The sequence below is a fragment of the Pseudonocardia hierapolitana genome, from assembly GCF_007994075.1.
Classification (GTDB): Bacteria; Actinomycetota; Actinomycetes; order Mycobacteriales; family Pseudonocardiaceae; genus Pseudonocardia; species Pseudonocardia hierapolitana.
This window is the reverse complement of record NZ_VIWU01000001.1, coordinates 4,490,440-4,508,392: the sequence shown is the minus strand read 5'-3', so window position 1 is coordinate 4,508,392 and position 17,953 is coordinate 4,490,440. Positions and strand designations below refer to the sequence as shown.

The 17,953-nt window shown below is 72.3% G+C and carries 17 protein-coding genes; 8 read left to right on the top strand and 9 right to left on the bottom strand.

The window, feature by feature from the left end; translation table 11 throughout:
- Positions 1-91 precede the first annotated feature (91 nt).
- Positions 92-802, top strand: coding sequence for a M23 family metallopeptidase (locus FHX44_RS21460; protein WP_147257433.1), 711 nt, complete (start codon positions 92-94; stop codon positions 800-802).
- Positions 803-973: 171 nt separating this feature from the next.
- On the opposite strand, the gene pcrA is transcribed toward FHX44_RS21460, so the two are convergent.
- On the bottom strand, positions 974-3,304 hold the full coding sequence (gene pcrA / locus FHX44_RS21455) for a DNA helicase PcrA (RefSeq protein ID WP_147257432.1): 2,331 nt from the start codon (positions 3,302-3,304) through the stop codon (positions 974-976).
- Between the two features lie 190 nt (positions 3,305-3,494).
- On the opposite strand from pcrA, the gene FHX44_RS21450 reads away from it, so the two are divergent.
- The 3 genes from FHX44_RS21450 (at position 3,495) to FHX44_RS21440 (ending at position 5,572) form a co-directional block, all read left to right on the top strand.
- Positions 3,495-3,794 carry a chorismate mutase gene (locus tag FHX44_RS21450; RefSeq protein ID WP_147257431.1) on the top strand — a complete coding sequence of 100 codons (300 nt, stop codon included), beginning with the start codon at positions 3,495-3,497 and terminating at the stop codon, positions 3,792-3,794.
- A 57-nt stretch (positions 3,795-3,851) separates the two neighbouring features.
- Positions 3,852-4,172, top strand: coding sequence for a hypothetical protein (locus FHX44_RS21445; RefSeq protein ID WP_147257430.1), 321 nt, complete (start codon positions 3,852-3,854; stop codon positions 4,170-4,172).
- Positions 4,173-4,492: 320 nt separating this feature from the next.
- Positions 4,493-5,572 carry a hypothetical protein gene (locus FHX44_RS21440; RefSeq protein ID WP_147257429.1) on the top strand — a complete coding sequence of 360 codons (1,080 nt, stop codon included), beginning with the start codon at positions 4,493-4,495 and terminating at the stop codon, positions 5,570-5,572.
- 27 nt (positions 5,573-5,599) lie between these two features.
- Here FHX44_RS21440 and FHX44_RS21435 read toward each other — a convergent pair whose 3' ends face one another.
- Positions 5,600-6,271: a response regulator gene (locus FHX44_RS21435; RefSeq protein WP_147257428.1), complete on the bottom strand. Its 672-nt coding sequence runs from the start codon at positions 6,269-6,271 to the stop codon at positions 5,600-5,602.
- Positions 6,268-7,575, bottom strand: a complete 1,308-nt coding sequence (locus tag FHX44_RS21430) for an ATP-binding protein (RefSeq protein WP_147261351.1) — start codon at positions 7,573-7,575, stop codon at positions 6,268-6,270. Before FHX44_RS21430 ends, FHX44_RS21435 begins: the two co-directional genes overlap by 4 nt.
- A 111-nt stretch (positions 7,576-7,686) precedes the next feature.
- On the opposite strand from FHX44_RS21430, the gene FHX44_RS21425 reads away from it, so the two are divergent.
- Entirely contained in the window at positions 7,687-8,916 is a 1,230-nt protein-coding gene (locus FHX44_RS21425) for a PspC domain-containing protein (protein WP_170308981.1), read from the top strand.
- The gene (locus FHX44_RS21420) at positions 8,909-9,124 is read left to right on the top strand and encodes a hypothetical protein (protein ID WP_246170502.1); all 216 of its coding nucleotides are present in this window, start codon (positions 8,909-8,911) and stop codon (positions 9,122-9,124) included. The genes FHX44_RS21425 and FHX44_RS21420 overlap by 8 nt, the downstream gene beginning before the upstream one ends.
- 54 nt (positions 9,125-9,178) lie before the next feature.
- Here FHX44_RS21420 and guaA read toward each other — a convergent pair whose 3' ends face one another.
- On the bottom strand, positions 9,179-10,726 hold the full coding sequence (gene guaA / locus FHX44_RS21415; RefSeq protein ID WP_147257426.1) for a glutamine-hydrolyzing GMP synthase: 1,548 nt from the start codon (positions 10,724-10,726) through the stop codon (positions 9,179-9,181).
- A gap of 328 nt (positions 10,727-11,054) precedes the next feature.
- Between guaA and FHX44_RS42230 the strand changes: the two genes are divergently transcribed.
- A complete protein-coding gene (locus FHX44_RS42230; RefSeq protein ID WP_170308980.1) occupies positions 11,055-11,645 on the top strand; it encodes a hypothetical protein in 591 nt (196 codons plus the stop codon).
- Here the strand turns inward: FHX44_RS42230 and FHX44_RS21405 are convergent.
- Complete coding sequence (locus FHX44_RS21405; protein WP_147257424.1) at positions 11,629-12,753, bottom strand: GuaB3 family IMP dehydrogenase-related protein; 1,125 nt, start codon at positions 12,751-12,753, stop codon at positions 11,629-11,631. The two genes, FHX44_RS42230 and FHX44_RS21405, sit on opposite strands and share 17 nt — an antisense overlap.
- 187 nt (positions 12,754-12,940) lie before the next feature.
- On the bottom strand, positions 12,941-14,452 hold the full coding sequence (gene guaB / locus FHX44_RS21400) for an IMP dehydrogenase (protein ID WP_147257423.1): 1,512 nt from the start codon (positions 14,450-14,452) through the stop codon (positions 12,941-12,943).
- Positions 14,453-14,611: 159 nt separating this feature from the next.
- Between guaB and FHX44_RS21395 the strand changes: the two genes are divergently transcribed.
- Positions 14,612-14,998 carry a DUF5319 domain-containing protein gene (locus tag FHX44_RS21395; protein WP_170308979.1) on the top strand — a complete coding sequence of 129 codons (387 nt, stop codon included), beginning with the start codon at positions 14,612-14,614 and terminating at the stop codon, positions 14,996-14,998.
- A gap of 67 nt (positions 14,999-15,065) precedes the next feature.
- On the opposite strand, the gene FHX44_RS21390 is transcribed toward FHX44_RS21395, so the two are convergent.
- From FHX44_RS21390 to FHX44_RS21380, 3 genes are all read right to left on the bottom strand, one after another.
- Positions 15,066-16,220, bottom strand: a complete 1,155-nt coding sequence (locus tag FHX44_RS21390; RefSeq protein ID WP_147257422.1) for an anti-sigma-D factor RsdA — start codon at positions 16,218-16,220, stop codon at positions 15,066-15,068.
- Positions 16,221-16,793 carry a sigma-70 family RNA polymerase sigma factor gene (locus tag FHX44_RS21385; RefSeq protein WP_147257421.1) on the bottom strand — a complete coding sequence of 191 codons (573 nt, stop codon included), beginning with the start codon at positions 16,791-16,793 and terminating at the stop codon, positions 16,221-16,223.
- 424 nt (positions 16,794-17,217) lie between these two features.
- Positions 17,218-17,814, bottom strand: coding sequence for a response regulator transcription factor (locus FHX44_RS21380; protein ID WP_075942692.1), 597 nt, complete (start codon positions 17,812-17,814; stop codon positions 17,218-17,220).
- Positions 17,815-17,953: the final 139 nt, after the last annotated feature.

Sequence of the window (17,953 nt, the reverse complement as noted above, 5' to 3'; positions counted from 1 at the left end):
GACGCCCCTGCGTGTCGTCGACGTCCCGGGCGTGCACCGTCTCCCAGCGCCCCCTGCTGCATCGGTGCGCGGACGCGCCACCGTTGCCGCGGTGGCCGCTGGTGCCGTGGTGGCAGGCGGCCAGACCCTCGCCACGACGTTCTTCGACAGCACGCAGGCGGTCGCCGCGTTGCAGCCCGTCGCCCAGGTGTCGAACGATCCGCCCGCCGACCCCGACGCCTCGTTCGAAGGGGCGATCGGCGGCGACCAGCTGCTGCCCGATCCCCTCGCGATCGACGCGCTCGACCCGGCGTCCCAGGTGGACGTGCAGAACCTCGCCAAGGCCGTGGACATCGGGCGTGAACTCGCCCGGCAGGCGGCGAAGATCGAGGCGGCGCTGGCCGACGGCGCCCCCGAGGCGTTCCTCTACGGCGAAACCGCGTTCGTCAAGCCCACCGTCGGACACCTGACGTCCCTCTTCGGCAGCCGCTGGGGAAGGGCCCACGAGGGCATCGACATCGCGGGCCCGATCGGCACGCCCATCTACGCGCTCACCGACGCCGTGGTCGAGGAGTCCGGCCCGGCGACGGGATACGGGCTGTGGGTGGTGCTGCGCCACACCGACGGAACGCAGAGCGTGTACGGGCACGTCAACCGGACGTTCGTGAAAGAGGGCGAGCGGGTGAAAGCGGGCGAGGAGATCGCCGAGATCGGCAACCGGGGCTACTCCACCGGCCCGCACCTGCACCTGGAGGTCTGGAGCTCGGACGGAAGCAAGATCAATCCCTTGACCTGGCTGCGCAAGCGCGGGATCGAGTACTGAATCTGATTGCCTCCGCTTCGCTCCGGCGGCTCGCGGGCCTTCAAGGCGCCGCTCTGCTCCTCCGGTGCTCGGTCGCTCGTTCCTCGCTCCCTGCGCGCCTCCCCGCAGAACAGCGCCGGCCCGCTCGCTCCAGCCACGGCCTCACCGCGAACCTCCGGCCGCAGCCGAGCTCTAGAGCTTCTGCAACGGCACTCCGCCGATGAGCATCAGCCGGACCGTGCCCGCGCTGCCGAAGTCGATCAGCACCCGCTGCGTGGACTTGTCGGACTCGATGACGGTGCCCAGCCCGTACTTGTCGTGGTTGACCCGGTCGCCGACGTCGAGGGAGATCGACGCCTTGAGCGCGGCCTTCGGGACGTTCCAGCTGCCGCGGTCGGTTGCGGTGGGCCTGCGCCCGAACCCGAACCTCCCCACCGGCGCCGAGCGTTCCGGCTCGGCGCGCCGCCAGTCGACCAGGTCGTCGGGCACCTCGGCGAGGAAGCGGGAGGCCGGGTTGGCGTTGGGCTGCCCGAACGACGAACGGATCATCGCCCGCGACAGGTACAGCCGCTGCTGTGCGCGCGTGATGCCCACGTAGGCCAGGCGCCGCTCCTCGGCCAGCTCGGCCGGGTCGCCCATGGCCCGCATGTGCGGGAACACGCCGTCCTCCCAGCCGGTGAGGAACACGACCGGGAACTCCAGCCCCTTGGCCGTGTGCAGGGTCATCAGGGTGACCATGCCCTCGTCGTTGTCGGGGATGGAGTCGGCGTCGGCCACCAGCGCCACGCGCTCGAGGAACGCCGCCAGCGAGCCGGGCGCAGGCGCTCCCACCTCCACGTCCGAGTCGTCGAGGTCGGCCACCGCGGCGTCGCCGGCGAACTCCCGGGCCACCGTGACGAGCTCGGCGAGGTTCTCCCGGCGCGAACCGTCCTGCGGGTCGTCGCTCGCCTCCAGCTCGGCGGTGTAGCCGGTGCGCGCGTAGACGGCCTCCAGGATCTCCGCCGTGTCGTCGCCGCGCTCCACCAGCTCGTTCAGCTCGTCGAGTAGCTGGACGAACGAGGCGATGCACCGCTGCGACCGCGTGACCAGTCCCGGGATCCTCTCCGGCTGCTCCGCCGCGATCCGCAGCGCCGCCGCGAACGAGATCCGCTCCCGGTCGGCGTAGGTGGCCACCAGCTCCTCGGCGCGCTCGCCGATGCCGCGCTTGGGAACGTTGAGGATGCGGCGCAGGCTGACGGTGTCCTCCGGGTTGGACAGCACCCGCAGGTACGCCAGCGCGTCGCGCACCTCCTTGCGCTCGTAGAAGCGCACCCCGCCCACGACCTTGTAGGGCAGGCCGACGCGCAGGAACACGTCCTCGAACACCCGCGACTGCGAGTTGGTGCGGTAGAAGACCGCGACGTCCGAGTTGCGGATCTCGCCGGAGTCGACGAGCCGGTCGATCTCCTGCGCGACGAACGCGGCCTCGTCGTGCTCGTTGTCGGCGACGTACCCGACCACCTTCGCGCCGTCGCCCTGATCGGACCACAGCCGCTTGTCGCGCCGGTTGGGGTTGCGCGCGATGACCGCGTTGGCCGCCGACAGGATGCGCTGCGTGGAGCGGTAGTTCTGCTCCAGCATGATCGTGCGGGCGTTCGGGAAGTCCTGCTCGAACTCGATGATGTTGCGGATGCTCGCGCCGCGGAACGCGTAGATCGACTGGTCGGAGTCGCCCACCACGCACAGCTCGCCCGGCTCGACACCCTCGGCGGCGGGCGCGACCAGCTCGCGCACCAGCACGTACTGGGCGTGGTTGGTGTCCTGGTACTCGTCGACCAGCACGTGCCGGAACCGGCGCCGGTAGTACTCCGCAACGGCGGGGAGCCGCTGCAGCAGCGCGACCGTCTCCATGATCAGGTCGTCGAAGTCGAACGCATTGGCGGTGCGCAGCCGCGCCTGGTACACCGCGTAGACCTCGGCGACCTTGCGCTCGAAGTCGTTGGCGGCCCGCTCGGCGGCGGCGTCGGCCGACAGCAGCTCGTTCTTGAGGTTGGAGATCTGCGCCGCGACGCCGCGGCCGGAGAACTTCTTCGGGTCGAGCTCCAGGTCGCGCACGACCAGGCCGACGAGCCGGCGCGTGTCGTCGGCGTCGTAGACGGAGAACGCGCTGCGCACGCCGAGGTGCTTGGCCTCGCGCCGCAGGATGCGCACGCACATCGAGTGGAACGTGGACACCCACATCGCGTTGCCGCGCCTGCCGACGAGGGCGTCGACGCGCTCCTTCATCTCGGCCGCGGCCTTGTTGGTGAAGGTGATGGACATGATCTCGCCGGGGTGGACCCCACGCTCGGCGAGCAGCCACGCGATGCGGTGGGTGAGCACGCGGGTCTTGCCCGAGCCCGCCCCCGCGACGATCAGCAGCGGCGAGCCGGCGTGGACCACCGCCTCGCGCTGCCGCGGGTTGAGCCCCTCCAGCAGCGCCGCACCGCGCTCCGTGCGGGGCTGGACGGGGTTCTCTGTTGGCAGTTCGAACAGCGCACTCATCGTGTTCGAAAGGGTACCGCCGCTCCCCGACAGCCCCCGGTGTGGCACACTGCTGCGGTGCCACTGATCAGCCATCGATTTTTCTACGGGTACCGGACACCGGTGCCCGTGGCCTGCTGATCAGCCCCCACGACGCCCCGGAGTCCTTCGGACCCGGGGCGTTCGCGCGTCACGGGCCCGGGCCGGGCACCTGCAGGAGGAGACCGTGACCGTGACGACCGACAAGACCGAGAACGCCCCCACCGCCGACGACATCGACGCGCTGCGGGTCGAGATCGACCGCCTCGACGCGGAGATCCTGCGTCTCGTCAAACGCCGCACCGAGGTGTCGAAGACGATCGGCAGGGCCCGCATGGCCGCCGGCGGGCCGCGGATCGTCTACAGCCGGGAGATGGCCGTGCTCGCCCGTTTCCGGGAGCTCGGCAGCGAGGGCCGCGACCTCGCGCTGCTCCTCCTGCGGCTGGGCCGTGGTCGCCTCGGCACCAGCTGACGCACCGAACGCGGAGTTCCCGGGCGCGCCACCCCCCTTCCGTGGCACTCTGGTGCCATGGGTGCGGTGTTCGGGATCGTCGCGGCAGTGATCGCCCTCGCCGGGCTGGGAGTCGCCGCTTTCCACGTCCTCTACCTGGCGCTGCTGGGTAACGCGGCGAAGAGGAAGGGGCTGTCCGGCGGCACCACCTCCGACTACGTCAACAGCCGGTGGAAGGTCGCGGGCGGCGCGGCGGGCGTCGGGCTGCTCGGCCTGCTCCTCACAGCGTCCCCGTCGGTACCGGTCGACCTCGTCGGGCTGCTGCTGGGCGGCGGCGCCGGGATCTACGCCAAGCAGGCGCTCGACTCCACCCGCTCGCGCTTCCGCACGCTGCCGTGATCGAAAACGCGTAACGCCAGATCACGGATAGATCACGACGCGATCCATCCACCGCATGGCACCCGCGGGCCGAACGGCCCGGACGGGTCCGACGAGCGGGTCGACGAAGCGCCGGACGGCAGCTCGATCGGCCGAGCGGTCGGTAATCATCGTTGAACGGAAATAGACCGTTCGTGTGACATGCGACGAGCGGATGAATGACACTTGGTGCACGTCATCGGCATCCGGTAGACATTCGAGCGTCCGTTCACTCCAAGGGAGGACGTCCCGCTGTGGCTCAGATCCGGTTCGAAGGTGGATCAGATGCACCCGCGACGGAAGTGATCACCGTTGCCGACCTGCTGAGCCGCAATGCGCCCGCTCCCGTCAGGGAGGTCGAGCCGGACACCGGCGGCATCTCCGTGGGCGCCCTCCTGCGCCGCGAGGGCCGCGCTCCCCGCACCGCCGACCGGCCCCGGCAGGCTCGCCCCCAGCAGGAGCAGGACCCGGCAGGCGCCGACCGGCGAGTCCTGGTCCGCCGCGGCGCGATCGCCGCGGGCACGCTCCTGGCGGCGGGGTCGGTGCTCGGGGCCGCGATGCTCACCGACGTCACGCCCACCGCCAACCAGTCCCCGGCCGCAGGGGGCGCCGAGGACGGTGGCTCCTACCCCGGTCAGGGCCTGCTCGACCCCGAGAACCCGGTCGCCGCGCCCCCGGACAGCGTCGTGATCGACCAGGCGTCGGCACGCGACGCGCTCGACCCCGGCACCCCCGCCCCGTCCGACTGGGTCCCCGTCGCCTTCCCCGGCGCGCTGGCCGGCGAGAACACCGGCACGGGTGCCAGCGACGGCGGTGACACCGGCAACGGTGGCTCCACCAGCGGCTCCGGCGACGACAGCTCGTCCGCGGCGGCCGCAGGCGGCGACGACGAGGACGACGACACCGCGACGAAGTCCTCCTCCGGCAGCAGCGACTCGTCCTCGAGCGGCTCGGGCAGCGACTCCGGCGCCGGCGACGACTCCGGCAGCTCGAAGGACGAGAGCGGCGACAACGACGACAGCCGCGGCGACGAGGACGACGACGACCGCGGCGTCGTTGGCGGGATCCTCGACACGGTCGGCGGAGTCCTGGGCCTCGACGGCGGCGACGACGACGACGACAAGAAGAGCGACAGCAAGAACGACGACGGCGACGACGAGGACAGGAAGAGCTCCCGCTCGATGAGCCTGTTCTCCGCCGGTGATGAAGAAGACTCGTCCGCTCCCCAAGACGAGGATGACTCGGAGTCCGGCAGCGATGCCAAGAGCAGCGACAGCGACGACTCCGAGGACGGCGACGGCGACGGTGGTGACAGCGACGACGACGGCGATGGTGGCCTCGTCGGCGGTCTGCTCGGCACCGTCGGCGGCCTGCTCCGCTGACGCGGTCGTGGGCGTCGGGCCGGTGTCCTAGACGAGACGCCGGTCCGACGCCCACCGCGAGAGCTCGTAGCGGTTGGACAGCTGCGTTTTGCGCAGCACGCTCGAGACGTGGGTCTCCACGGTCTTGACCGAGATGAACAGCTCCCCCGCGATCTCCTTGTACGCGTAGCCCCGCGCGAGCAGGCGCAGCACGTCACGCTCGCGGCGGGTCAGCAGGTCCAGCTCCGGATCGCCAGGAGGAGCCGCGCCGGGCCGGTCGGAGAACACGTCCAGCACGAAGCCGGCCAGCCGCGGCGAGAACACCGCGTCGCCCGACTTCACCCGCCGTACCGCGTCGGCGAGCTCCCGCCCCGAGATCGTCTTCGTGACGTAGCCGCGGGCGCCGGCGCGGATGACCGCGATGACGTCCTCCGCCGCGTCGGACACCGACAGCGCCAGGAACACGACGTCGGGCAGCTCGGGGCGCAGCTGGCGCAACACCTCGGCGCCGCCGCCGTCGGGCATGTGGACGTCCAGCAGCACCACGTCGGGACGCAGGTGGCGGATGGCGGCCACCGCCTCGTCGACGGAGCCGGCCTCCCCCACCACGGTGACGTCCGGGACGTGCCGGTCGAGTTCGGCCCGCACCCCGGACCGGAAGAGGCCGTGGTCGTCGACCAGGAAGACGCGGATGGGCGCGTCGGTCGGTTCGGTGGTCATGTGTTGGATTCCTCCTGCGCCCGCACCGGGGGTGCGGTTTCGTCCTGCTCGGCGGCGCGCCCGTCGACCGGCATGGAGATGTGGACCTCGGTGCCCTCTCCCGGCGTGCTGCGCAGCCGCACGGTCCCGCCGTGCCGCTCCATCCTGCCGTGCACGGAGTCGGCGAGGCCGTGCCGGTCGCCGGGCACGCTGTCCGGGTCGAAGCCGACGCCGCGGTCGCGCACGAACACGTGCACCTCGTCCGGCTCCACCTCGACGTAGACGCTCACCTCGCCCACCTGCGCGTGCTTCGCGGCGTTGACCATCGCCTCGCGGGCCGCGAGCACGAGCGCGCGCAACCCGTCGTCGAGCGGACGGTCGCCGACCACGACCGGGCGCACGTCGATCGCGTACGTGTCCTCCACCTCGGCGGCGGCGGCGGTGATGGCGTCGGCCAGCCCCTCCGAGAGCGCCGGGTCGCCGGACGCGCGCCCGGAACGGCCGTAGCCGGTGGGGCCGTACAACCAGTGGCGCAGCTCGCGCTCCTGGCCGCGGGCGAGCCGCAGCACCTCGCGCGGCTGGTCGGACTGGCGCTGGATGAGCGCCAGGGTCTGCAGCACCGAGTCGTGCAGGTGGGCCGCGATCTCGGCGCGCTCGGTCTCGATGATGCGCTCGCGGCGCTCCTCGGAGAGCTCGCGCATCAGCCGCACCCACCACGGGATGGTGAGGACGCCGACGCCGAGCAGTGTGGCCAGCACCGCGAGCAGCCCGAACTGCACCTGCGAGAGGTCCAGGTTGCCCAACAGGAACACCCCGATCCCGGTGGCGACGAACAGCGCGCCTGCCAGCACGCGCCACAGCGCGGCCCGGCCGCCACCCGTGACACCGGTGACGCCCGACCTCGCCCCCGCGGTCCAGCGCCTGCGCTGCGACTCGTCGGCCTCCCGCCACACCACCGCGGCACCGACGGCCGCCACCCCGAGCGGGCCGACGATCCAGCCCACGACGGTGTTGCCCAGCGCCGCGGCCGCGAGCCCTGCCCCGATGCCCAGCGCGGCGAGCCCGAGGGCCTGCTGGCGCTCGGCACGTCCCAGCGGGCGCGGAACCTCCATCGGCTCCTGCCGCACGAAGATCCACAGCAGCCCGTAGGCGATGACACCGGCGCCGTTGACCGCCGCGAGCACGACGAACGCGGCGCGCACCCACAGCACGTTGACGCCGAGGTGGTCGGCGACGCCGCCGGCGACACCCGCCACGAGGCGGGCGCTTCGCCGGCGCGCGAGCGGCGGTGTGCCGGCGGTTGCGCCGGGACCGGGAACTCCCATCACACGTCAATGGTCACACGCGTGGAGGGGGAGGACATCGGGGAAACCTCCGGGACGGCTCGGGGCCATCCCCCATCCTCGTGGTGGGCGCGGGCGGGCAGTCTGAGCCTCATGAGTCGCACGGACGTCGGCGAGACGCTGCGGGAGATGTGGGAGACACGCCCTGCCCGGCCGAGGGACGACCGCCAGGTGGCGGGGGTGGCGGCGGGCATCGCGCGCCGCTACGACATCGACCCGGTGCTGGTGCGGGTCGGCTTCGTCGTGGCGGCCTTCTCCGGGATCGGGGCGGCGCTCTACATCGCGGGCTGGATCCTGCTGCCCGACGAACCCGCCGGTCCGGCGGACCCGCGAGCGAACCGGCCGCGCAAGTGGCTCGTCGTCGCGCTCGCCATCGCCGCCGCGGTGACCATGGGAAGCGTGTTCGGCGGCAACGGACCCGATTGGATCCTCCCGCTGCTGGTCGTGGCCGCGCTGCTGTACCTGCTCCACCGCAGCCGCGGTGACCGCGGCCAACGGGCGGCGGAGGCACCGACGGTCGCCGCTCCGATGGCCGCTGCGGGTCCACCGCTGGTGGGTGAGCCCACGGGGGCGGCCGGCAGCACCGAGCCCCCGGTGAACCCGCCCGCATGGGACCCGCTCGGCGCGGCACCGTTCGCATGGGACCTGCCGGAGCCCTCACCCCCGCCTGCCGAGCCACCGCCGCGCCGGCTACCCGTCACACCGGTGACGCTCGGCCTCGCGCTGATCGTCGGCAGCGCGACCGCGGTGATCATGATGCTCGGCGGCATGCTGACGCTCGCGAACCTGGCCGTGCTGTGCGGGGTGGTGCTCGCGGTGCTCGGCGCCGGTCTGGTGGTCGGGGCGTTCCTGCGGACCGGGCGCGGCCTCATCCCGTTCGCACTGCTGCTGGGCTCCCTCACCTGGGCGATCGTGGCGGCGCCCGTGGACCGATGGGAGGGTGACGGGTACGGCGAGCTGGTCGCCGCACCCACCACCGTGGCCGCGCTGCAGGCCAGCTACGAGCGCGGTGCCGGCGAGATCGACCTCGACCTGCGCAACCTGGACCTCACCGTGCCGCCGGACGGGAACACGAGCCCCGTGCGCACCCGGATCTCGATGGGCGCAGGCGACGTGACGGTGCGGGTGCCGAGCACGGCCGACGTCACCCTCACGGCACAGGCCGGGTTCGGAGACGTCCGCTTCGGTGCCCGCGAGGACGACGGTCCGGACGCGCACGTGCAGGTGATCAACGACCTCGGCACCGACGGCGTCCGCAGCGGACGCCCGCTCGTGATCGACATCGACGCAGGACTGGCAGACGTGGAGGTGCGCCGTGGCTGAGCTGGTGAAGAAGGAGACGACGCAGAGGCGCGGGCCCGACCCGCTGGCGCTGGTCGTCGGGCTGCTCACGCTGGGGATGGCCGCGAGCGCGTTCGTCGGCGAGGTGCCGTCGCTCGCCGGGTTCGACGCGAGGTGGTTGCTGGCGGCGGGGGCCGCCGCGATCGGCCTCCTGCTGCTGGTCGGCAGCCTGCGGGGGCGCCGCCGCTAGGAGAAAAGGGGCGTGAGCGGTTACGGGTGCGGGGGCACCCGTAACCGCTCACGCCTATTCCCACTCGATGGTGCCCGGGGGCTTGCTCGTGACGTCCAGGACGACCCGGTTGACCTCGGCCACTTCGTTGGTGATGCGCGTGGAGATGCGCTCCAGCAGGTCGTAGGGCAGCCGGGTCCAGTCGGCGGTCATCGCGTCCTCGCTGGAGACGGGACGCAGCACCACGGGGTGGCCGTACGTGCGCCCGTCGCCCTGCACGCCGACGCTGCGCACGTCGGCCAGCAACACCACCGGGCACTGCCAGATGTCGCGGTCGAGCCCCGCGTAGGTGAGCTCCTCGCGGGCGATCGCGTCGGCGGCTCGCAGCGTGGCCAGCCGGTCGGCCGTGACCTCACCGATGATCCGGATGCCGAGGCCGGGCCCGGGGAACGGCTGGCGGTGCACGATCGTCTCGGGCAGGCCCAGCTCGGCGCCCACCCGGCGCACCTCGTCCTTGAACAGCGCCCGCAGCGGCTCCACCAGCTCGAACTCGAGGTCGTCCGGCAGCCCGCCGACGTTGTGGTGGCTCTTGATGGTGGCCGTGCCCGACCCGCCGCCTGACTCGACGACGTCCGGGTAGAGCGTGCCCTGCACGAGAAAGCCGACGTGTTCGCTCTCCGCGACCTCCGCCGTGGCGGCCTCGAAGACCCGGATGAACTCCCGGCCGATGATCTTGCGCTTCTGCTCGGGGTCGCTGACCCCTGCGAGCGCGTCGAGGAAGCGGTCCCGGGCGTCGACGGTGTGCAGCTTCGCGCCCGTGGCGGCGACGAAGTCGCGCTCCACCTGCTCTCGCTCGCCGGAGCGCAGCAGGCCGTGGTCGACGAACACGCACGTGAGCCGGTCGCCGATGGCGCGCTGCACGAGCGCCGCCGCCACGGCCGAGTCGACGCCACCGGAGAGGCCGCAGATGGCCCGCCCCTCACCCACCTGCGCGCGCACGGCGTCGATCGTGTCGTCGATGATCGACGAGGTGGTCCAGCCGGGCGTGATGCCCGCGACCTCGTGCAGGAACCGGCGCAGCACCTCCTGCCCGTGCGGGGAGTGCCCGACCTCGGGGTGGTACTGCACGCCGGCCAGCCGGCGCACCGGGTCCTCGAACGCCGCCACCGTCGCCCGCTCCGACGAGGCCGTGACCGTGAAGCCCTCCGGGGCGCGCACCACGGAGTCGCCGTGGCTCATCCACACCGGGTGCCGCTCCGGCAGCCCGTCGTGCAACGCGCTCCCGCCGCAGAGGGTGAGCTCGGTGCGGCCGTACTCGCGGGTGCCGTCCGGGGCCACGTCCCCGCCGAGCGCCTGCGCCATCGCCTGGAACCCGTAGCAGAGCCCGAGCACCGGGATCCCGGTGCGGAACAGCTCGGGATCGACGGCCGGCGCACCCGGCTCGTACACGCTCGACGGCCCGCCGGAGAGGATCAGCGCAGCGGGCTTGCGGGCGACGATCTCGGCGACCGGCATGTCGCCCGGGATGATCTCCGAGTAGACCTGCGCCTCCCGCACCCGGCGGGCGATCAGCTGGGCGTACTGCGCGCCGTAGTCGACGACGAGGACGGTGGGGGGCTGCACGGCACCAGCGTAATCGCCGGTCCCGCCGCCCCGGCCCGCCCGGCCCGGGATCGCGGCGAGAAGCACACGTGCACCCGCCGTTGATCGTTGCGAGCAGCATCCGGCCGCCGTTGCAGCAGCGCTGTCGTGCTTCTCGATGGGAGTGATCGTTCGGATCAGCACGTAGGCCTCGCGAGAGCAACCCTGGCGTGCTGCTCGGCGCAGGGCGTGTGCAGGTGCGAACGTTGCGGAACCGCAGCGCCGTGAGCGCCGTCAGTGCCGGCCATGGACCTCACCCAGCCCTTCCGCGGGCTCCGCCGCGATCGCCGCCGGTCTCCTCACCCCGGGCGTGCTCCGCGGCCCGCGCTTCCGCCGCCTGTTCCCCGACGTCTACGTGCCCGTCCACGCCGAGGTCGACCGCGCGCTGCTCTCCCGGGCGGCGTACCTGCTGGTCGACGGTCGCGGTGCCCTGGGTGGCCACTCCGCAGCCGAGCTGCTCGGGGCCGACTGCGCCCCGGTCGGGGCGCCGGCCGAAATCGTCTCGCCACACCGCGTGCGCCGGCACCCGGGTCTGATCGCCCGCCAGGACCGGATCCCGCCCGACGAGCTGCAGGAGCTGGGCGGCCTCGTCGTCACGACTCCGGTGCGCACGGCCTACGACCTCGGCAGGCGCACCCCGCTCGTGGAGGCGGTCGTGGCCGTCGACGCCCTGTCCCACGTGCACGGCGTCGACCCGCACGAGGTGCTGGTCCTGGCCCGGCGGCACCTGGGATCCCGCGGCAGCGCTCAGCTGCCGCAGGTGGTCCCGCCGAGCAGCACACAACGGTTCCGCGGACGACGCCGACGTACGTCTCGCCACGATCAGGCCGCTCGAAAAGCACGCCATAGCGATCCCGAGCGCTGTCGCGTGCTTCTCGCCGCGATCAGCCGCGGACGGTGAGCCCGACCCGCTGGAACTCCTTCAGGTCCGAGTAGCCCGTCTTCGCCATCGCCCGCCGCAGGGCGCCGAAGAGGTTGACGGTGCCGTACGGGCTGCGGGTCGGGCCGTGGAGCAGGGTCTCCAGGTCGATCTCGCCCTGGAGGAACCCCGTGATCTCCGACCGGGGCAGCGACGGGTGTGCCACCGCCGAGGTCCAGTACAGGCCGCGGCCCGGGCTCTCGGCCGCGCCTGCGAGCTGCTCGCCCAGCATCACGGCGTCGGCGCCGCAGGCGATCGCCTTGGCCATGTCGCCGGAGCCGGCCATGCCGCCGTCGGCGATCACGTGGACGTACCGGCCGCCCGTCTCGTCGAGGTAGTCCCGGCGGGCGGCGGCCGCGTCGACGATGGCCGTGGCCATCGGCACGCCGATGCCGAGCACGTCGTCGGTGGTGGTGGCCGACGACTCGCCGTACCCGACGATCACGCCTGCGGCGCCGGTGCGCATGAGGTGCATGGCCGTGCGGTAGTCGCCGACGCCGCCCGCGACCACCGGGACGTCGAGGGAGTTGATGAACTCCTTGAGGTTCAGCGGCTCCCCGCCGGACACGTGCTCGGCGGAGATGATCGTGCCCTGCACGACGAGGATCTCGACGCCGCCTGCGAGCAGGTCGGGGGTGAGCTCGCGGGCGCGCTGCGGGCTCACCCGGGCGGCGACCGTGACGCCGGCCTCGCGCACGGTCTTCAGCGCCTCGGCGAGCAGGTCGGGCTGGATCGGGGCGGAGTGCAGCTCCTGCAGCAGCCGGATGGCGGCGAGGGGGTCGTCGTCGTCCGCCGCGGCCACGACGCGCTCCAGGGCACCCTCGGCGTCGGCGTGGCGGGCCCACAGGCCCTCCGCGTTGAGCACCGGCAGACCGCCGAGCCGGCCGATCCGCACCGCGGTGGCGGGCGACACGATCGCGTCGGTGGGATGGGTGACGAGCGGGATCCCGAACTGGTACGCGTCGAGCTGCCAGGCGGTCGAGACCTCCTGGGAACTGCGCGTCCGCCGGGACGGCACGATCTCGACCTGGTTCAGGTCGTAGCTGCGACGGGCCTCCCGGCCCATCCCGATCTCCACGAGGTCACGCACGGGTGACCACAGTAGAACGCCAGTGTCCCGGGCCGGAAACCCGGTGCGGATATCGGCGGATCCAGGTCTCCGCTGGGCGTGCCGACTGGCCGGCCTCGTACCGGGTGTACTCGGCCGGTTCGTCGGTGCGGCCAGCGGAAACCTGGGCCGTCGAGATGTGCGCCGGGTTTCCGGCCCGGGGCACTCCCTAGCGCGCCGAGTAGTTGGGCGCCTCGACCGTCATCGTGATGTCGTGCGGGTGGCTCTCCTTGAGCCCCGCTGCGGTGATCCGCACGAGCTGCGCCTGCTGGAGCTGCTCGATCGTCTGGGCGCCCGCGTAGCCCATGCCCGATCGCAACCCGCCCACGAGCTGGTGCACCACCTGCGCGAGCGGCCCGCGGAACGGGATGCGGCCCTCGATGCCCTCCGGCACCAGCTTGTCCTCGCTGAGCACGTCGTCCTGCGCGTAGCGGTCCTTCGAGTAGGACCGGGCGTCGCCGCGCGAGCGCATGGCCCCGATCGACCCCATGCCGCGGTAGGTCTTGAACTGCTTGCCGCCGACGAGGATCACCTCACCCGGCGACTCGGCCGTGCCGGCGAGCAGGCTGCCGAGCATCACGGTGGACGCGCCGGCCACGATCGCCTTGGTGATGTCGCCCGAGTACTGGATGCCGCCGTCGCCGATCACCGGCACGCCCGCGGCGGCGCACGCCTGTGCGGCCTCGTAGATCGCCGTGATCTGCGGTGCGCCGACGCCCGCCACCACGCGGGTGGTGCAGATCGAGCCCGGGCCGACGCCGACCTTCACCGCGTCGACGCCCGCCTCGACGAGAGCGGCCGCCCCCGCGCGGGTGGCGACGTTGCCGCCGACCACGTCGACGGTGTGGCCCACCTCGGCCTTGAGCTTGGCGACGGTCTCCAGCACCCGGCGGGAGTGGCCGTGGGCGGTGTCGACGATCAGCACGTCGACCCCGGCGTCCACGAGGCTCATCGCGCGCGCGTACCCCTCGTCGCCGACGCCCACCGCGGCCGCGACCACGAGCCGGCCGTCCGGGTCCTTCGTGGCGAGCGGGTACTTCTCCGTCTTGTTGAAGTCCTTGATCGTGATGAGGCCGCGCAGGATGCCGTCGCCGTCGATGATCGGCAGCTTCTCCAGCTTGTGGCGGCGGAGCAGCCCGAGCGCGGCCTCCGCGGTGACGCCGACCCGCGCGGTGATCAACGGCGCGTGCGTCATGACCTCGTGCACCGGCCGGGAGTGGTCCATCTCGAACCGCATGTCCCGGTTGGTGATGATCCCGACCAGATGGCCGCCCGCGTCGGTGACCGGCACGCCGGAGATCCGGAACTTGGCGCACAGCGCGTCGACGTCGGCGAGGGTGTCGTCGGGCGAGCAGGTGACCGGGTCGGTGACCATCCCGGCCTCGGATCGCTTCACCACCTCGACCTGCGCCGCCTGCTCCTCGGGCGACAGGTTGCGGTGCAGCACGCCCAGGCCGCCTGCGCGGGCCATCGCGATCGCCATCCGGGACTCGGTGACGGTGTCCATGGGGGAGGACACGATCGGCACCTTCAACCGGACGCGACGCGTGACCTGCGTGCTCGTATCGGCCGTGCTCGGCACGACGTCGGACTCGGCGGGCAGCAGGAGCACGTCGTCGAACGTCAGGCCCAGCATCGCGAACTTGGGGGCCAGTTCCTGGCTCGCGGCCTCGGTCGTCATCGCCACCATCCCGTCTCGCCTTTCGACCCCGTTCGCCCATCGTATCTGCGGGTGTCCCGCCGATCGCGTGGGTCGTGGGAGCCGTTGTCCGCGCCTGATCATCCGCAGGCGGCCGCGATCGCCGTGTGGCCGGGCCGGAGGGTCTCACGTGCGGGTATCGTGAGGCACGTGTCACGTGATGCGCTGCCACCGGACCCGTTCGCCGGAGATCCGCACGACCCCGCGCTGTCGCTCGACGGCCCGGAGACAGTCGAGCAGGAGTCGCTGAGCGAGGCCGAGCGCGACGAAGTGGTGGCCGACCTCGCCGATCTCGCTGTCTACCAGGCACTCCTCGAGGCCCGTGGCGTGCGCGGCATCGTCGTCGATTGCGGCGACTGCGGTGAGCAGCACTTCCACGAGTGGAGCCTGCTGCGCTCCAGCCTCCAGCAGCTGCTCGACGAGGGCCAGATGCGGCCCCACGAGCCGGCCTTCGACCCCGACCCCACCAACTACGTCACCTGGGAGTACTGCCGCGGCTACGCCGATGCGGTGCTGTCCGACTCCTGACGACGGCCCCGAACACGACGAAGCCCCCCGATCTCCACCGGATCGGGGGGCTTCGTCGTGGTCGGCGTCAGTTGGTGGCGGTCGGGGCTTCCGCGCCGGACGCGCTCGGGCCACCGGTATCAGGTGCCTCGCCGTCGACCTCATTGCTCGGTGACGGTGAGGTCGTGGCATCGGGCCTGCCCTCCGACGTGGCGGGCGGGTTGCCCCCGCTCGTCGGGTCGTCCGGCTCGCCCTCACCGTTCCCGGGCGGGGGCGGCTTCGGGCTGCTGGTGGGCGCCGAGCCGGCGTCCTCCGGCGCGACCGCCCGCCGGGGGTCGGCGGTGGGGCGGGTCGTCGGGTTGCCGGTGTTCTCATCCGGCGTGCTGGCGACCTCCGGCCCGGGCTCACCCTCCCCGGTGGCGGACGACGGGTCCGGCTCCTGGGTGGTGCTGTCGGGGTCATCGGACTCCGACGGCCGCGGCTCGCGGACGCTCTCCGGAACCCGCCGTGAGGGCTGCGTGGCGAGCGGCGACGCCGGGTTCACCTTCGTGCCCTCGGGGGTCTCGGCGGCCTTCGCCTGGAGGAAGTCCTGCGCCTCCGCCAGCTCGTCCTGGCCCTCCTGGGGACGAACGACCTGCAGATCCTTCTCGGCCTGCGCGAGCTCCTGCGCTGCGAGCACGGGCTGTCCGGCAGCGAGCGCGTCCTTGGCGCTCTCGATCCGCTCCTCGACGCGGGCCGCCGCCTCCACCGACTCGGCCCGCTCGCTGTAGAGCACCTTCGAGATGCCCCACAGGGCGTCGTCCGGATTGGCGTTGTAGGAGGTGACCGACACACCGCCGATGGCGAGGACCAGGAACGCGGCCGCCGCTGCGACCGGCACCAGGTGCCGGGTGCGCCCGGACGGTGGGCGCGCGGCGAGCAGTGTGGACACCGCCGTGTCGACGTCGACGAGCTCCGGCACCGGATCGGCGTCGACGTCCGCCTTCCAGGCGGCGAGTATCGCGGCTACGCGATCGTCGGCGTCGTAGCCGCCGACCCCGGGCGCCGAGACGGACATGCCGGCGGCCAGGGCGTTGATGAGCTCGTCGTCGGCCTGAACGGCGACCAGGTCGACCGGCTCGGCCAGATCGTCGAAGGCGACGGGCTTCGACTGCATGCCGGGGGGCCGGGACCCGTTCGTGCCTTTGTGGCCGTTGTGGCCGTTGTGGTTGCCGCCGAAGGGGTGGAGCGTGTCGTCGGGCACTCAGACCACCTCCTCCTCGGGCATCGACTTCCGCAGGCGCGCGAGCGCCCTGTGCTGTGCAACCCGGACCGCTCCCGGGGTGGAGCCGACGGCCTCGGCCGTCTCCTCTGCCGACAGTCCAACGACGACGCGCAGCACGAGGATCTCCCGCTGCTTCTCGGGGAGCGTGTCGAGCAGCTTGCCCATCTCGCTCGACAGTTCGATCCGCAGCGCGCGCTGTTCGGGCCCGTCGGCCGACTCGACCGCGTCCGGGATGTCCGCGACCGGCTCCGACCGGTTCCGGGTGGCTGCCCGGTGGGCGTCGATCACCTTGTGCGAGGCGATCCCGTACACGAACGCGAGGAACGGTCGTCCCTGCACGCGGTACCCGGGCAAGGCCGTGAGCACGGCCAAACACACCTCCTGTGCAACGTCGTCGGCGGAGACCGACGACCTGTCCACTCGGCCCAGCCGTGCCCGGCAGTAACGCACGACCATGGGCCGGATGAGCGCGATCAATGCCCCGACTGCCTGGTGGTCGCCCGTCATGGCACGGGCCACCAGTTCGTCGGGTACGTCTGTCTGCTCACTCATCGCGGCCCGCGGTACGCGCGTTACGGAACATCTTCGGCATCATCCGTTCGTGAGGCTGACCACGGAGAGTGTTCAACCGTGCCTCATTGCGGACCACCGTAGCGAAGCCGCTCGGCGGACCGGGATGGGCTACTTCGTCTGCAGAGGTAGACGCACGAAGGACGCTCTGGGTTGCCGAAAGTGGACGATGACCACCCGATCGGGTGCCCGAAGCCGCCGCGGGAAGTTGACACCGCAGGGCGGGATGTGCGTCATCGCGCAGAGCGAGTAGACGGCAGATGGTGCACAGGAGTGGCGCGAGGTGCCTGCCGGAACCGAGGGCGGTCGACGGCGAGCGCGAGAGCTCAGGAGCGCACGAACACGGAGCGCGAGCGGGAGCGGCGCCCCGCGGCGCCGCTCCCCGCGCTCGTCGTGCCTCCGGAGGTCAGGAGACGAGGCCCCTGCGGAAGCCGTGGGCCACGGCCTGGGCCCGGTCACGCACGCCGAGCTTGCGGAACAGGCGCCGTGCGTGGGTCTTGACCGTGTCCTCCGACAGGTAGAGCTCGCGGCCGATCTGGCCGTTGCTCTTGCCCTGGCTCATGCCGCGCAGCACCTGGAGCTCGCGCTCGGTGAGCTGCACGCCGGGATCCGTTGGCGCACGGGGCGTCGGTACGGCCGTGCTCGCCAGCGTGTGCGCGAGCGCGGCGACCAGCTCGGGGCGCGACGCGTCCCAACGCAGGTAGCCGCGTGCACCACCGGCGATCGCGGCAGCGATGCTGCCCGCGTCGTCGGGGGCGCCGAAGACGATGACGTTGGCTTGTGGATGGGCGGCGACCAGCCGCCGGGTGGCCTCGACCCCGGTGGGCACCGCACGCTGGGTACCGACCAGAACCACGTCCACCGGCTGCCGGGAGAACCTCGCCAGCAGCTCGTCCCCGTGCGCAACGCAATCGATCCGGTGCACCCCCGGCACCGCGGACATCACGCGGGTCAGGCCTTCGCGGACGCTGCGACGATCGTCGCAGATGAGTACCGTCGTCACGACGATTCCTTCCTGCAGCTTCCTGCAGCCGGGTGATGTGTCACCCCCCTCATCGGCGAGTGACCGGCTCACCTTGACACGATCAGGGCCGGTTTGTGCCCTCCATTCGGGAGTGTTGCGCCAAGTGGCACTCGTCATG